General features: G+C 71.1%; 12 protein-coding genes. 5 read left to right on the top strand and 7 right to left on the bottom strand.

What is annotated here, in order from left to right; genetic code table 11:
* Positions 1–366 precede the first annotated feature (366 nt).
* The 3 genes from ACZ48Z_RS09560 to ACZ48Z_RS09550 form a co-directional block, all read right to left on the bottom strand.
* Positions 367–2,097: an LTA synthase family protein gene (locus ACZ48Z_RS09560; protein ID WP_468735221.1), complete on the bottom strand. Its 1,731-nt coding sequence runs from the start codon at positions 2,095–2,097 to the stop codon at positions 367–369.
* A 165-nt stretch (positions 2,098–2,262) separates the two neighbouring features.
* Positions 2,263–4,203 (bottom strand): amylo-alpha-1,6-glucosidase, encoded by a 1,941-nt coding sequence (locus tag ACZ48Z_RS09555; RefSeq protein ID WP_468735220.1) that lies wholly within the window; start codon positions 4,201–4,203, stop codon positions 2,263–2,265.
* Positions 4,200–5,660, bottom strand: a complete 1,461-nt coding sequence (locus tag ACZ48Z_RS09550; protein ID WP_468735219.1) for an MGH1-like glycoside hydrolase domain-containing protein — start codon at positions 5,658–5,660, stop codon at positions 4,200–4,202. The genes ACZ48Z_RS09555 and ACZ48Z_RS09550 overlap by 4 nt, the downstream gene beginning before the upstream one ends.
* A 119-nt stretch (positions 5,661–5,779) precedes the next feature.
* On the opposite strand from ACZ48Z_RS09550, the gene ACZ48Z_RS09545 reads away from it, so the two are divergent.
* Together ACZ48Z_RS09545 and ppdK are read left to right on the top strand one after the other, a co-directional pair.
* The gene (locus ACZ48Z_RS09545; RefSeq protein ID WP_468735218.1) at positions 5,780–6,982 is read left to right on the top strand and encodes an ROK family protein; all 1,203 of its coding nucleotides are present in this window, start codon (positions 5,780–5,782) and stop codon (positions 6,980–6,982) included.
* A 407-nt stretch (positions 6,983–7,389) separates the two neighbouring features.
* The gene (gene ppdK, locus ACZ48Z_RS09540; protein WP_468735217.1) at positions 7,390–10,110 is read left to right on the top strand and encodes a pyruvate, phosphate dikinase; all 2,721 of its coding nucleotides are present in this window, start codon (positions 7,390–7,392) and stop codon (positions 10,108–10,110) included.
* Between the two features lie 250 nt (positions 10,111–10,360).
* Here ppdK and ACZ48Z_RS09535 read toward each other — a convergent pair whose 3' ends face one another.
* A complete protein-coding gene (locus ACZ48Z_RS09535; protein WP_468735216.1) occupies positions 10,361–11,110 on the bottom strand; it encodes a hypothetical protein in 750 nt (249 codons plus the stop codon).
* 190 nt (positions 11,111–11,300) lie between these two features.
* Between ACZ48Z_RS09535 and ACZ48Z_RS09530 the strand changes: the two genes are divergently transcribed.
* Both ACZ48Z_RS09530 and ACZ48Z_RS09525 read left to right on the top strand, forming a co-directional pair.
* On the top strand, positions 11,301–11,750 hold the full coding sequence (locus tag ACZ48Z_RS09530) for a peptidase inhibitor family I36 protein (protein WP_468735215.1): 450 nt from the start codon (positions 11,301–11,303) through the stop codon (positions 11,748–11,750).
* Positions 11,751–11,755: 5 nt separating this feature from the next.
* Complete coding sequence (locus ACZ48Z_RS09525) at positions 11,756–12,670, top strand: hypothetical protein (RefSeq protein ID WP_468735214.1); 915 nt, start codon at positions 11,756–11,758, stop codon at positions 12,668–12,670.
* A gap of 60 nt (positions 12,671–12,730) precedes the next feature.
* On the opposite strand, the gene ACZ48Z_RS09520 is transcribed toward ACZ48Z_RS09525, so the two are convergent.
* On the bottom strand, positions 12,731–13,129 hold the full coding sequence (locus ACZ48Z_RS09520) for an excalibur calcium-binding domain-containing protein (RefSeq protein WP_468735213.1): 399 nt from the start codon (positions 13,127–13,129) through the stop codon (positions 12,731–12,733).
* A 237-nt stretch (positions 13,130–13,366) separates the two neighbouring features.
* Between ACZ48Z_RS09520 and ACZ48Z_RS09515 the strand changes: the two genes are divergently transcribed.
* Positions 13,367–14,293, top strand: a complete 927-nt coding sequence (locus tag ACZ48Z_RS09515) for an oxidoreductase (RefSeq protein ID WP_468735212.1) — start codon at positions 13,367–13,369, stop codon at positions 14,291–14,293.
* Between the two features lie 6 nt (positions 14,294–14,299).
* Here ACZ48Z_RS09515 and ACZ48Z_RS09510 read toward each other — a convergent pair whose 3' ends face one another.
* The gene (locus tag ACZ48Z_RS09510; RefSeq protein WP_468735211.1) at positions 14,300–15,070 is read right to left on the bottom strand and encodes an SDR family NAD(P)-dependent oxidoreductase; all 771 of its coding nucleotides are present in this window, start codon (positions 15,068–15,070) and stop codon (positions 14,300–14,302) included.
* A gap of 107 nt (positions 15,071–15,177) precedes the next feature.
* The gene (locus ACZ48Z_RS09505; RefSeq protein ID WP_468735210.1) at positions 15,178–15,762 is read right to left on the bottom strand and encodes a TetR/AcrR family transcriptional regulator; all 585 of its coding nucleotides are present in this window, start codon (positions 15,760–15,762) and stop codon (positions 15,178–15,180) included.
* Between the last annotated feature and the right edge of the window lie 27 nt (positions 15,763–15,789).

Below are 15,789 nucleotides of genomic sequence, written 5' to 3'. Positions count from 1 at the left end.
AACTGCGCGACCAGCCACGACGGACCCGCAGCCGCCGACCGGCATCACGTGGCACGGCCGCTGTGCCGTACGCGGGTGACTGCGACTCCCCAGGGGCGCGGGGAACTGCGCGACCAGCCACGACGGACCCGCAGCCGCCGACCGGCATCACGTGGCACGGCCGCTGTGCCGTACGCGGGTGACTGCGACTCCCCAGGGGTGCGGGGAACTGCGCGACCGGCCACGACGGACCCGCGGCCGCCGGGCGGCATCATGTGGCAGGGCCGCTGTGCCGTAGGCGGGTGACTGCGACTCCCCAGGGCGCGGGGAACCGGCCCCCACCGGGTCGCGGTCGGCCGGTGACCGGAACCTGCTCTCCGCGAAGCGTTACCCCTTCGACGGGTGGGGAGTCGAGCCGTACGCCGTCAGGAAGCGGTCTCGGAAGGAGCTCATCTTCCAGACCGGGGCGTTGTGGGCCGGCTTGAGGCCGTCGGTCCAGTTCCAGGAGGCGATCTTGTCGAGGACCTTCGGGTCCTTGGCGACGATGGAGATCGGCACGTCACGGCTGGCGTTCTCACCGCTGACCCGCGCGATCGGCTGGTGGTCGCCGAGGAAGACGAGCACGGTGTCGGCGCTGCCGTAGCGCTCCAGCCACTGGGTGAGGCTGGTGACGGAGTACGAGATGGACTTGCCGTACTCCTCCTTGGAGCGGGTGGAGTCGGCGATGATGTCGGACGGTTTGTTGCCGGCCTTCTGGATGGCCTTGAAGATCGAGCCGTCGCCGAGGTCGTCCCAGTTCACCATCTTCGGGATGGGTGCCCACGGCTGGTGGCTGGAGGTCAGGATGATCTCGGACATCAGCGGCTTGTCGCGCTTCTTGCTGTGCACCTGGCGCTGGTAGGCCTCCAGGGCGTACTGGTCGGGCATCGTCGACCAGCTGAACTTCGGTCCCTGGTAGCCGAGTTGGAAGGCGTTGTAGACCTTGTCGAGGTCGTAGTACTTCTGCTCGGGCCAGCCCTTCTGCACGCCCGGCATCACACCGACCGTGTCCCAGTCGCCGGTCTTCTTGAAGGCCTTGGTGAGGCTGAGGTGGTTGCTGGCCATGACCGTGCGGTAACGCTGCTGGTTGTCGATCCAGAGGCCGGAGAGGGTGGTCGAGTGGCCGAGCCAGCTGCTGCCGCCGTACGTCGCCGAGGTCAGCCAGCCGCTCTTCGCGTGGAAGCCCGCCTTCGCGAGGGCCGCGGTGCTCGTGGCGAGGGTCTTGTCGACGCCGGGCGCGATGCCCTTGTCCTCCACGGCGCTCCTGCCGTAGCTCTCGATGAACGTGAAGATCATGTCCTTGCCGCGCAGATCCGGCACCAGCTGGTCGCCCGGGGTGTTCCCGAAGGCGTCGACCTTGGCCACCTTCTCGAAGGCCGCCTCGTCCCGCACGGTCTGCACCACCTGCTTGGCCTGGAGCGCGGTGAGCGCAGCGGTGTGCTGGGAGGCCAGCGGGGTGCCGAAGACCTGGAGACCGAGGGCGGAGCAGGTGACCCAGACGGTCGCGGCGAGGAGGGTCCCCCGGGTCGCGGTCCGCCGGTCCAGGATCAGCAGACCGCTCAGTCTGACCATCGCCAGCGTCATCAGCGACAGCAGGAGAAGCACGAGGACGACCGCGCCGACCGCGGCCCCGACCGCCACGGCCTGGCCCATCGAGTCCGAGATGTACGACTGCGCGTCGTTGAGCAGCTCCCAGTCGAGGACGGGGTTGAAGGGCCGCCCGAGGTAGTCGTTGAACCCCATGTCGAGCAGGTTCAGGATCGTCATCACCCCGAGCGCCACGCCGGACACCACGGCCACCGCCAGCCGCGGCCGACGCGGCAGCACCAGTGCCACGGCCGCTCCGAGGATCGCCTCCGCCGGAAGCCGCACGAACTCCCGCAGGTGCAGATGGGTGACCTTGTTCGGCAGGAGCAGGGCCCCGAGGACCAGAAGGGCGGCGAGGACGTTCACCGTCCACCGGATGTTGCGTGCGGCGACGGGGTGCGCCTCCCGCCAGGACGGCTTCCCGGCCGGCGGACTGTCCGCACCCGTCGCCTCGGCCTCGGGTGACGTGCTCTCTGCAAGGGTCTCGGACACCCGAGGGTCCTTCCGTACGGGTCCTGGTAGGAGGCGGACCCGATATGGGGTCTCGGATCCGCCACCGTCCCGTACGTCCGGCTTCGGGCAACGGTTCACGGCCCAGGGCAAACACCGGACCAATGCTTGGTCAACGGTGAGGTTCCCGATGGTGAGCCCTCGGCCTCAAGCGCCTCCCACCGCCGTCAGCAACGCGAGCGGCGCCGCGGCGGACCGGGCCTCCCGCACACACGCGTGCGGGTACGGCACCGGCTCCCCGTGGGACTCCCGCCCGTACCCCGCGAGTACCTCCGGCAGCCGGTGCCCGGCCGCCGTCGCCGCGTCCACCAGGCCGTGCGCCACGGTCCGCGCCTCGTCGTGCAGCCCGTACCGGGCTAGACCCAGCGTGATCAGCGCGTTGTCGTGTGGCCACACCGAGCCCCGGTGGTACGACAGCGGGTGGTACGCCGGCTGCCCGGCCGCCAGGGTCCTGACTCCCCAGCCCGAGAAGAAGTCCGGCTCCAGCAGCCGCCGCCCCACCTGCTCGCCGTACTCCTTGTCGAGCAGCCCCGACCACAGCAGATGCCCGGCGTCGGAGGCCAGCGCGTCGACCTGGCGCCCCTCGCCGTCCAGCGCGAGCGCGGGGAACGTACGGTCCGGCATCCAGAAGTCCCGCTGGAAACGGTCCCGCAGATCGGCCGCGGCCTGTTCGAGGAGGGCCGCGTAGGTCTCGTCCGCCCACACCGTGCGCGCGAGCCACGCGGTCCTGCGCAGCGCGTCGTACGCGTAGCCCTGGGCGCCCGCCGCCGTCACCGGGCCGCTCGCCCGCGTCCCGTCGGCGCCGCAGATCGCGCCGGGGGAGTCCTTCCAGTTCTGGTTGGCGAGGCCGCCCTGGTCGGAGCGGTAGACGAGGTAGCCGCGCGAGGTCAGCCCGCCGTGGTCGAGCATCCAGCCGATCGCCGCGCGGGCGTGGGACTCCAGGCGCCGGGCGAGCGCGACGTCCCCGGTGTGCTCCACATAGGCGCCGAGCAGGACGAGGAACAGCGGTGTGGCGTCCACCGAGCCGTAGTAACGGCCGTACGGCACCTGCCCGAAGTGGGCCAGCTCACCGTGCCGCACCTCGTGCACGATCTTGCCGGGCTGGGCCACGGAGGCCGCGCCGATCTCGGTCGCCTGGGTCGCGGCGAGCGCGGGGAGCGTCGCGGCGGCCAGCTGGGGCCGGTAGGGGAGGGCGAAGAGCGAGGTGAGGAGGGCGTCCCGGCCGAGAAGGGTGAGGAACCAGGGGGCTCCGGCGGCCGGCACGAGCAGGTCCTCGCCGTCCGGACCGGTTGCCGGGACCTGGAGCGAGGCGAGGTCGGCGAGACCGCGCGCGCAGGCCGCGGCGAGTTCCGGCCAGCCGGTGGGGAAGGCGACGCCCTCTACGAACTCGCCCTCCATGGCGAGGAGTTGCCGGTTGAGGGCGGCGGGAGAGCTCGGTACCCGCAGGGTCCGCCGGTCGCCGTGCGGCCGGGCCATCACCCGCAGGGTCAGTTCGGCCGTGCCGTGCGGCTCCAGATCCAGCGTCCACACCAGGCGCCGCGCTCCGGTGCCCGTCTCCTCGACGCCGTCCGGGGCGGGGTCGGCCGTCACCGTCGTACAGGAACGCCATTCGCCGCGCTGGTAGGTGAACTCCACGCCGTCGTCGAGGACTTCACGGGAGCGGTGCATGCCGGTCTTCGGGTAGGTGCGGTAGTCGGAGCGGAGTTCGAACTGGTCGGTGAAGTCGGCGTCCGCGGTGACCGCGAGCCGGACCGTCGTCGGCACCGGGCGGTTGCTGGTGACGCGGAGGGATTCGACGAACGAGCCGTCCCCGACGGCCTGTTCGCGGAAGAGGGTGCAGGCGGGCGGCTCCTGGCGGCCGCCGCGCGGGACCAGGACACAGCGCGCGGTGTCCCCGTCGGCGACCGGCGACAGCGCCTCGGGGACCGCGCCGTCGACCGTGAGCTGCCAGCGGCTCAGATGCCGGGCGTCCCGTACGAACATGCCGTCCGGGGAGCTGCCGCTGCCCCGGACGCCGCTGATGTCGCCGCCGTCACCCACGGCAGCGAACGTCCCGCCGTGCACGAGCAGATGATGCCGGTCCGTCATCGCAGGTTCCCTCCCTTGAGTCCCAAGTCCGCCGTGAGCGTGGTGCTGTCCGTGGCCGCGGTGTCGTACGCGACGGTGGTGTCGCTGTGCAGCAGGTCGAGCGAGAGCGCGGCGGTCCAGCTGAAGCCGGTCGTCCCGCAGGCCTCGCCGGTGTACGGGTCGACGTACTCCGCGAAGTCGCCGGCCGCGGCGAGTTCCAGGACCGACTGCCGCAGGGCGTCGGCCCGTCGCTGCTCGCCGTGGGTGCGCAGCCCCCGCTCCAGCAGCCAGGCGGTGTTGAACCAGGCCGGGCCGCGCCAGTAGCGGTGCGGGTCGAAGGCCTCGCCGAGGAGGTCGTAGCTGGGCACGAGGCGGGTGGTGGTGCCGAGTCCGAAGTGCGGGCCGGAGACGGTGCGCAGCAGCGCCGCGACGATGCCGGGCGGCAGGTCGGGCAGCAGCAGGGGGACCAGGCCGGACACACCGCGCTCGGGGATCAGGGTGCCGCGCCCGTCCGGGGCGGGCCACCGCAGGTCCCGGCACAGGAACATGCCGCTCGCCGGGTCCCACAGCCGCTCGATCAGTGCCGCCGTCAGCCGTTCCGCGCGTGCGCGGCGGGCCGTGCCGGGCGCGCCCAGTTCCTCGGCGATCCGGGCGAGGGCGTGCTCGGAGGCGATGAGCAGGGCGTTGAAGGAGGGGTCCTCGACCGCGAAACCGCCGCCGCCGTCGGCGTATCCGGCGTCCCGGTAGTCCATCGCCAGCCGGACGTACCGCCCGTAGTCCAGATCCGTCGGCCGGTCCTCGGCCGCCCCGTGGTCGAGGTCGGCGCGGCGGAAGGAGCGGGCCGGGGCGGGGGTGACCCTGCCGAGGGGGAGGTCCCACGAGGGGCTGTTGTCCATACCCTGTTCCCAGGGGTGCACGACGGACGCGAGCCCGCCGCCGCCCAGGTCCCGCCGGTGCAGGAGGTAGCGGTGCCAGGCGGCCAGGCGTGGGTACACCCGGGCGAGGAAGCCGCGCGCGCGGGAGAGTCCCGGGTCGGCGCGGTGGACCAGCCACGCGGCCAGCGCGTGGACCGGTGGCTGCACGATGCCGGACGTCTGTACGGTGCGCGGGGCGCCCGCGGTGTGCCCCGCGGTGGAGGAGCGCCAGAAGTCGGGGCTCGGGAAGTACTGGTCGAGGGGTACGGAGGGGTTGAAGACGATGTGCGGGATCCGCCCGTCGCCCCACTGGGCCGCCATCAGCGTCTCCAGCTCGGTCTGCGCCCGCAGCGGCGAGAGGTGGCGCAGGCCGATCGCGATGAACGCGGAGTCCCAGGACCACTGGTGCGGGTACAGGCTGGGCGAGGGCACCGTGGAGGTGCCGGTCCAGTTGCCCTCCAGCACCCGCGCGGCCCTGACATGCAGGGAATGTGACGAGCTCGGCGGATCGTATGCGATCGAACGCTCCGTGGAAGGGGTCATGAGCTGGGCAGTGCGATCCACTCGGGGCTCCCCGAAGACATGTGGCTGACCGGTTCGGTCAGGGCTACCGTAGAGTTACGTCTATTTAACACGCAAAACTCAATATGTAATGCAGAGTTGAGAAACACAAGGGGGTGCGCATGGCTGGACGGAGTCAGACCGGAGCCGGAGACCTGCTCGAACTGGTCCGCAGCGGGCGAGCCGTCACGCGCGGGGCGCTCCAGCAGGCCACCGGACTGTCCCGGGCGACCGTCGGCCAGCGCCTGGACCGGCTCTTCCGCGCGGGCTGGCTGCGCGAGGGCGCCGGGGGGCCCGTCGACTCCCCGCTCGGCGGCCGTCCCTCCATCACCCTGGAGTTCGACGACGCCCACGCCGTCGTCCTCGCCGCAGACCTGGAGACCCGGCACGCGCGTGCCTGTGTGCTGTCCCTGACCGGCGAGATCCTCGCCGAGCACAGCGGAGCCCTCGCGATCGAGGACGGCCCCGATGTCGTGCTCGGCGAGCTGGGCCGCTGGTTCGCCGAGCTGCTGGAGAAGGCGGGCCACCGCGCGGACGAGGTCTGCGGGATCGGGCTCGCCGTACCGGGCCCGGTCGACATGGAAAGTGGCCGGGTGGTCCAGCCGCCGATCATGCCGGGCTGGGACGGCTACGACATAAGGACCCGCCTGGCCGGAGCCTTCACCGAGCACACCGGGGCCGGCCCGGTCCCGGTGCTCGTCGACAACGACGCCAACCTCATGGCATACGGCGAACAGCGCACGGCCCACCCCGACTGCTCGGCGTTCGTCCTGGTCAAGGTCTCGACGGGCATCGGCGCCGGAGTCGTGGTCGACGGCTCGGTCTACCGGGGCATCGACGGCGGCGCGGGCGACCTGGGCCACATCCGGGTGCCGGCGGGCGCGGAGTCGCTGTGCCGGTGCGGTTCCTACGGCTGTCTCGCGGCCGTCGCGAGCGGCGGTGCCGTGGCCCGGCGGCTGGCGGCGGCCGGGGTGCCGGCGGCCTCGGGCTCGGATGTGCGGGACCTGCTCGCGTCCGGGCATCCCGAGGCGGCGGCGCTCGCACGTGACGCGGGGCGGCAGGTCGGGGACGTGCTGGCGACGGTCGTCACCCTGCTGAACCCCGGGGTCCTGATGATCGCCGGGGATCTGGCCGGGACCCCCTTCCTCACCGGTGTCCGGGAGCTGCTGTACCAGCGGGCGCTGCCCCGCTCCACCGCCCGCCTGGAGGTCGTGACCTCACGGCTCGGTGAGCGGGCCGGGCTGGTCGGGGCGGGGGCCCTGGTCGTGGAGCATCTGTACGCCGCGGAGCGGGTGGAGGAACGGCTGCTGGCCATGGGCGTGTGACGTCCGCGTTTCCGTTCCGGGACCCGTCCGCATGGTGAAATCCGAGCGCCTGTGGCAGCGTGATTCTCGCCACCCTTGAGAAGGGTTGCGCTCGGATGAGCGGATCATGGGCGACTGCACTTCTCCAAGGGGTGGCACTCAGTGCCACCCCTTGATCGTTCATCGATCGAACTCAAGCGTGCGAATGGCGGCTCATATGAGCGGGTGGGAGGGGTCTGCAGGGGTTGCCGCGTTCAAGAAGTGAAAACATCAGGCGCATGTCGCTTGCCAAGCTTTGACTTTCGATCCGCTGGCAGACGACTGGTTACGGGCGTATGACGCCCAAGCAGACGTACCCAGAAGCCTTTGATCTGGGTATGTTCCTGGCCGTCAGGGCAGCCACCGCGTCCTCGAGGGAGTCGAGACCCGTGTCGGAAAACAAAGAACCCCACGTAGCCAAGTTCGTCTATGACTTCACCGAGGGAAACAAGGACCTCAAGGACCTCCTGGGTGGCAAGGGCGCGAACCTCGCCGAGATGACCAACCTGGGACTCCCCGTTCCCCCCGGCTTCACCATCACGACGGACGCCTGCAAGGTCTACCTGGACAGCGGCGAGGAACCCGCGGCACTGCGTGACGAGGTGAGTGCGCACCTCGACGCGCTGGAGCAGCGCATGGGCAAGAAGCTCGGCCAGGCCGACGACCCGCTGCTCGTCTCGGTCCGCTCCGGCGCCAAGTTCTCCATGCCCGGCATGATGGACACGGTCCTGAACATCGGTCTCTCCGACAAGTCGGTCCAGGGTCTCGCCAAGCAGGCCGGCGACGACCGCTTCGCCTGGGACTCCTACCGGCGGCTCATCCAGATGTTCGGCAAGACCGTCCTCGGCGTCGACGGCGATCTCTTCGAGGAGGCCCTCGAGAAGGCCAAGGAGGCCAAGAAGGTCACCGTCGACACCGACCTGGAGGCCGCCGACCTCAAGAAGCTGGTCACCGCCTTCAAGAAGATCGTCAAGAAGGAGGCCGGCCGGGACTTCCCGCAGGACGCGCGTGAGCAGATGGACCTCGCCATCCACGCGGTCTTCGACTCCTGGAACACCGACCGCGCCAAGCTCTACCGCCGCCAGGAACGCATCCCCGGCGACCTCGGCACCGCCGTCAACGTCTGCTCGATGGTCTTCGGCAACCTCGGCCCGGACTCGGGCACCGGCGTCGCCTTCACCCGCGACCCCGCCTCCGGCCACCAGGGCGTCTACGGCGACTACCTTCAGAACGCCCAGGGCGAGGACGTCGTCGCGGGCATCCGCAACACCGTCCCGCTCGCGGAGCTGGAGCAGATCGACAAGAAGTCGTACGACCAGCTGATGCAGATCATGAAGACGCTGGAGAACCACTACAAGGACCTCTGCGACATCGAGTTCACCATCGAGCGCGGTCAGCTGTGGATGCTCCAGACCCGGGTCGGCAAGCGCACGGCGGGAGCGGCCTTCCGGATCGCCACGCAGCTCGTGGACCAGGGCCTGATCGACGAGGCCGAGGCGCTGCAGCGCGTCACCGGCGCCCAGCTCGCCCAGCTGATGTTCCCGCGCTTCGACGAGAACACGAAGGTCGCGCAGGTCGGCCGGGGCATCGCGGCCTCGCCGGGCGCGGCCGTCGGCAAGGCCGTCTTCGACTCGTACACCGCCGTCAAGTGGTCGCGTTCCGGCGAGAAGGTCATCCTGGTCCGCCGGGAGACCAACCCCGACGACCTCGACGGCATGATCGCGGCCGAGGGCATCCTGACCTCCCGCGGCGGCAAGACCTCCCACGCGGCCGTGGTCGCACGCGGCATGGGCAAGACCTGTGTCTGCGGCGCGGAGGAACTGGAGGTCGACACCAAGCGGCGCCGGATGACGGTCCCGGGCGGACACGTCGTCGAGGAGGGCGACCTGATCTCCATCGACGGCTCCAGCGGCAAGGTCTACCTGGGCGAGGTCCCGGTCGTGCCGTCGCCGGTCGTCGAGTACTTCGAGGGCCGGATGCACGCCGGCGCCAACGACGCCGACGAGCTGGTCGAGGCCGTGCACCGGATCATGGCGTTCGCGGACCGCAAGCGCCGGCTGCGGGTGCGTGCCAACGCCGACAACGCCGAGGACGCGCTGCGCGCCCGCCGCTTCGGCGCCCAGGGCATCGGCCTGTGCCGTACCGAGCACATGTTCCTCGGCGACCGCCGTGAGCTGGTCGAGCGCCTCATCCTGGCCGACACGGAGACCGAGCGCGAGGAGTCGCTGAAGGCGCTGCTCCCGCTTCAGAAGAAGGACTTCGTGGAGCTGTTCTCGGCGATGGACGGGCTGCCGGTGACGGTCCGGCTCCTCGACCCGCCGCTGCACGAGTTCCTCCCCGACATCACCGAGCTGTCGGTCCGCGTGGCGCTCGCGGAGTCCCGCCAGGAGCCGCACGAGAACGAACTGCGCCTCCTCCAGGCCGTGCACCGCCTGCACGAGCAGAACCCGATGCTGGGCCTGCGCGGCGTACGCCTCGGGCTGGTCATCCCCGGCCTGTTCACCATGCAGGTACGGGCGATCGCCGAGGCCGCGGCCGAACGCAAGGCAGCCAAGGGCGACCCGCGCGCGGAGATCATGATCCCGCTGGTGGGCACGGTCCAGGAGCTGGAGATCGTCCGCGAGGAGGCCGACCAGGTGGTGGCCGAGGTCGAGGCCGCCACGGACACCGAACTCAAGCTGGCCATCGGCACGATGATCGAGCTCCCGCGCGCCGCGCTGACCGCCGGTCAGATCGCGGAGGCGGCGGAGTTCTTCTCCTTCGGCACCAACGACCTCACCCAGACGGTGTGGGGCTTCAGCCGCGACGACGTGGAGGCCTCCTTCTTCACGGCCTACCTGGAGAAGGGCATCTTCGGGGTCTCGCCGTTCGAGACGATCGACAGGGACGGCGTGGGCTCCCTGGTGAAGCTCGCCGCGGAGGCGGGCCGCAGGACCCGCCCCGACCTCAAGCTCGGCGTCTGCGGCGAGCACGGCGGCGACCCGGAGTCGGTCCACTTCTTCCACGAGGTGGGTCTGGACTACGTCTCCTGCTCCCCGTTCCGCATCCCGGTCGCCCGTCTGGAGGCCGGCCGCGCGGCGATCACGGCGAACGGCAGCGACCACCGGTAGGCCGCTGACGGCCCCTGCGACCCCGGAGCCGCCGCCCGTCCCCGACCCTCATCCGATGGGTGGTGGTTCCGGATCACATGGAGAGGGCGGCACCCTGTGCGGGGGTGCCGCCCTCCCGTGCGTCATCCCCCGGGACACGAGGTGCTGCTCCAGCCGCCCCTGGCCGTGGTCGTGCCCTGGACCCATCGGCTGTGACCGAACGCGGCTGTGACCGAACGCCGTTGTGCGGGTGGCCGGTCACGACGGTCCGTCACATGTCCGGCAGAAGGAGCCAGACCTCGGAGAAGGCGAGGCCGTGTTCGCGGGTCACCGCCCCGCACGGGCAGCCCAGTGAGATCAGACGCCAGTCGCAGGTCACCGTCCACGGGCCGGTCTCGCTCCCGCACGCCGGGCAGCCGACGGTCTCGGCCGTCCACACCCCGGGCGCGGGTCTGCCGTGACGACGGAAGCGGCCCGCGTACCGGGCCTGCCAGGGCTCGACCGGGGGCGTGAGCGGGACGGTCCCGGGCAGGCTCGGCGAGGCCAACACGGAGAACAGCGCGATCAGATCGGGGAGCAGCGACTCGCCGGCCTCCGTCGGTGGCACGGCCGAGCCGTCTGCCGTCCTCGCCGATGTCCCGTATCTCGGGGCCGCCGCCGCGCTCGGGGGGTTCGGGGCGGCGTGCCAAGGCAGGAAAGCGCGGGCCACGGCGGCCAGGAGAGCGGCCGTGGGCGGGCTGACGGCGCCTGCGTCGAGGTGGTGGAGGACGGTGCGCAGGAGGCGTTGGAGTCGCCGGTCCCGGTCCGTGGCCGACATCCGTGCGGCCGCTGCCCGCCGGGCCGGCAGCGGGGCGGCGAGGCGGTCCAGGACGGCTGCCGCTGCTTCGGAGTCCGCCCGGGCAGGGCGCCACTTCCCGGTGGCCAGAAGCACCCGGGCCTGGCCGGTCTCACGGGTCAGGGCACGTGTCCGCAGCGGCCGCGGGCCCAAGGCCGCCCCGTGAGTCTCGTGCCCGCTCGTCATGGCTGCCTCTCGGTGGATTCCGTTTACGCCCTTTTGTGGGGAAGTGCCATTACCGCGCTCCGTGGGTGCACACATGCGGAATTCCCGGTTCCTTGTTTGCTGTCATCTTTGCAATTCCCGTATGGATCAAGGATTGTTACGATCATGCGGCTCGCGCACATCCGTGTCTGACCAGCACAGGAGATCTCGTATGTCCATGCGCCGCAGGCTCACCGCTCTGGGACTCACCGCCACCGCCACCGCGGGATTCGTCCTCGGAATGGCGCCGCAGTCCCAGGCCTACGCCTCACTGACGTGCCCCGACTCGCAGACCTACTGCATGGTCTTCTATTACAACAGCGGTCTCGAAGGTTCGAGAACCGTGTTCGTGGGCTTCGACCACTACAGCCTGAACGACTACAAGTTCCTCGGCAGCGGCACCGGAAAGGGACAATACGTCAAGAACAACGCCGCCTCCGCGGTGAACATGTCCGAGTACGACCTGAACATCTATTACAACAGCAATCTCGCGGGCGCCTGTGACTCGATACCGCCCTTCAAGAGCACCGGCGAGGACCCGGGCGACCGGCTCGTGAGGACGTACAACAACAACGCGTCCTTCGGGTACGGCCGTTACAACGGCAACTGCTACAAGTTCTGATCAGCGTGCGACGCCTGGCACCGGTCCTCCTGGCCCTGGCCGCCACCGTGCTCGGCTGCTCCTCCGGGAGCGGTGCGGGCGGGGGCGGCGGCCAGGCCGGGGCCCCGAAGTCCCCCGCCGCGTCGCCGACCGCGGCGGCAGCGGCGCAGGTCAGCTACGCGAACCGGCTGCCCATGGCCCGGTTCAGCTACACGAAGACCGAGAACAGCATGATCGAGGCGGCTCAGCAGGTCCTGACCCAGCGCTGTCTGCGCACCTACGGCATCGCCTACGAGCCGACCCGGCCGGACCCCCACGCGCCCGAGCCGGCCGACCGCCGCTACGGCCTGTCGAGCGCGAGTGAGGCGGCGCGCTTCGGCTACCACCCGAACAGCGACGCGGTACCGGACGAGAGGCCCGACCTTCCCGAGGACGCCCTCGTGGTGTTCTACGGCAAGCGGAGCGCGGAACCCGGGGGTGGGGCGAAAGTCTCGTACAAGGGGAAATCCGTACCGCGCGACGGCTGTTTCGGTCAGTCGGTCGGAAAGCTCTCGCAGGAGTACGACGACCCGGCGGGGGCGGCGGTCGCGAGCCGTATCGCCACGGGCAGTTATGAGGAGTCCTTCGGCGTCCCGGCGGTGCGGGAGGGTTTCCGGAAATGGTCCGCCTGTATGCGGAAGTCCGGATTCGCGTATTCCTCGCCGATGGATCCGCTGACGAGTTCCGCATTCCAGGGGAGCTCGGTCTCCGAGGCGGAGAAGGACACCGCCACCGCGGACGTGCGGTGCAAGGAGAGTACCGGGCTCCTCGACATCTGGTTCGACGTCGAATTCCGAATCCAGAAGGCGGATATCGGGAAGAACACCGCCGCCCTGGAGAAGCTGCGCACGGCTCATCGGGAGAAGGTGGAGGCGGCTCGGCGGATCGTGGCGGAGGGGTGACGTACGGTCCGGCGGCGGCACCCGGCGCCGGGTGCCGCCGCCTCCGGCGGACCCCGCGCCTCAGCGAATCGCGCGGCGCCTGCGCGCCGATGCCACCAGCGTGCCACCGGTGAGCAGGACGGTCGAACCCGCGGCGGCGACGTACACGGTGGTGTCTCCGCCGCCGGTCTCGGCGAGGTCCCGGTCCTTCTTGCCGGTGTCGGCCGCCGCTGCTACCGCCGCGTCGTCGTGAGGTTCGAAGTCCGCGGGCGGCCGGTCGCAGCCGATGCCGTCGCCGTCCCGGTCGAGATGGCTGCCGTAGTGCTCGTCGCCCTCGGGGATGTTCGCGTACCCGGCGGCGTACGCCTCGGTGCAGTTCTCGAACGGCCGGCCGCCGTCCTGGGCCGAGGCGGCACCCGGCAGCACGGCCAGGGCCAGCGCGGCGACGGCGATGGCGCCGGGCGTGCGGAGCTGTTTCACAGCAGGTCCTTCCGGGTTCATGGTGATATCCATGCGCGTGATCAAGAAGTGGCGATCAGCCGGATATGAGGTGACGAACCTAATGAGGTGCGGATGCCGTGTCGGAGATATGGGGGACCTGTGATGAGAACGTGACGTGACCGGAAGGTAGCTCTCCGCGAGCGTGACGCCGCGACCGGATACACCGGGCGCACCCCGCTCGTAGGCTGAGCCCCACCCGTCGGAGGGAGTCCGGTCATGTCCGGCTGGAACGAGAAGGCCATCCCCGATCAGAGCGGGCGCGTGGCCGTCGTCACCGGGGCCAACAGCGGCATCGGCTACGTCACCGCGCGGGAACTCGCCCGCAGGGGCGCCCGCGTGGTGCTCGCCTGCCGCAGCGAGGCGCGGGGCGTCGACGCCGGGGACCGGCTGGTCGGCGAAGTCCCGGGAGCGGAGGTCGAGTTCGCCCGACTGGACCTCGGTGACCTGTCCTCCGTACGGGAGTTCGCGACGGCGTATCCCTACGGCCGCCTCGACCTGCTGGTCAACAACGCGGGCGTGATGGCGCTGCCGTACGGCACCACGGCGGACGGCTTCGAGACGCAGTTCGGCGTTAACCACCTGGGCCACTTCGCGCTGACCGGCCTCCTGCTCCCCACGCTCCTCGCGACACCCGCCGCCCGCGTCGTCACCGTGTCCAGCACGGCGCACGTGCTGGCCAACATCGACATCGACGACCTCAACAGCGAGCGCCGTTACCGCCGTTGGATCGCCTACGGCCGCTCCAAGACCGCCAACCTGCTCTTCGTGCACGAACTGGCACGCAGGCTCGCCGCCCACGGATCGGACGTGACCGCGGCGGCCGCACACCCCGGGTACGCGGCCACCAACCTGCAGACCGCGGGCCCGAGGATGGCGGGCCGCAGGGCGGCGGAACGCTTCATGCGGATCGGCAACCGCTTCTTCGCCCAGTCCGCCGACAGCGGCGCGCTGCCCACCCTCTACGCCGCCACCGCGCCCGGCGTCCTTCCGGACTCCTTCACCGGCCCTTCCCTCGCGGGCTGGCGCGGCTCCCCGGTGCCCTCCTGGCGTGCCCCCTGGACCCGCGACGACCAGGCGTCCCTACGCCTTTGGGTCGCCTCGGAGCAGCTCACCGGGGTGACGTACGACGCCCTGAAGGGCTGACCGGCGTCAGGCCGTCGCCCCGCCGTCCACCACCAGGTCCGTGCCGACCACCGAGGACGCGTCGTCCGAGGCCAGGTACAGCACGGCCGCGGCGATCTCGGACCTGGACGAGACGCGGCCCAGCGGAAGCGCGTTCCGCAGGCGGTCGGCGCGGTCCGCATCCGTCTCCCCGGGGCGCAGGGACATCGGGGTGTCCACGGGGCCGGGGCTGACCGCGTTGATGCGGACGCCGTCGCGGATGTGGTCCAGGGCGGCGCCCCGGGTGAGGGCGGAGACGGCCGCCTTGGTGGCCGCGTAGGCGGCGGCGCCGGGGCGGCGGGTGTGGGCGCCGATGCTGGAGGCGATGTTCACGATGGCGCCGCCGGAGGGCTGTGAGTGCATCCGGCGGACCTCGGCCCGCAGGGCCAGGAACACCCCGGTGAGGTTGATGTCGAGCTGCTCCTGCCAGTCGGCCGGCGACAGGTCGGCCAGGGGCTGCCCGCCCCGGAACACCCCCGCGTTGTTGACGGCCACGTCCAGCGCGCCGAATCGGTCCGCCGCGGCCTCCACCGCGGCCTCGATCTCGGTGGCCCGCGAGACGTCGGCGGTCACCGCGAGCGCCTTGCCGCCCGCCCCCTCGATCAGCCGGACCGTGTCGGACAGCGGCTCCTGTCCGCGTCCCGCGACGACCACCTGCGCGCCCTCCGCGGCGAACGCCAGGGCGATGTCCCGGCCGATCCCGGCCCCCGCTCCGGTGACGAGGACGGTCCTGCCGGCGAAGCGCGTGGTGGTGGTCATGATCTCCCCTGATTGTCGACCGATCCGATTCCCGACCGACTCGTCCGGTTCTTGACCGATCGGTTCATTATGGCGGCAGAAGTAAGGGCGCCGCCCGCCCGGTGGATTCAGTCGAGCAACGCCAGTGCCTGTTCTGCCGCGTCCCGCACCCTGGCCGGGTCCTGTGACGCCTTGCCGACGACCCGCAGGCCCTGCAGCAGCACCAGCAGCATGCGGGCGAGGGTGAGCGGGTCGCGGTCCGCGGACAGCTCGCCCTGCGCCTGGGCGCGGACCAGCGCCGAGTGCAGCACGGTCTCCAACTGGTCCCAGTTGCGTTCGACCCGGCGTGCCGCGGCCGGGTCGTGCGGGGCCAGTTCGACCGCCGCGTTGGTGACCATGCAGCCGCTCAGGCGCAGTTGCCCGTCGGCGGCCTCCGTCGCGTACCGCCGCACGACCGCCCGCACGGCGGGCAGCGCCGGCCCCGGCTGGGACAACTCGCGCAGCATCGGCGGGAGCCCCGCCCGGTCGTAGCGCTCCAGTGCCTTCAGGTACAGCTCGTGCTTGTTGCCGAAGGTCGCGTAGATGCTGGCCCGGCCGACGCCGAGATGCCCGACCAGGTCGGACATCGACGTCGCCTCGAAGCCGCGCCGCCAGAACAGCTCCAGAGCCGCCTGCAGCGCGGCCTCGGGATCGAACTCCTTGGTCCTGGCCACGTGCCGCAGCCTAGGTCCATCGAGAAC

This window comes from Streptomyces sp. NPDC031225 (genome assembly GCF_055570355.1).
Note: the sequence above shows the minus strand (reverse complement) of the source record. Positions and strands in the feature narration are given on the sequence as shown.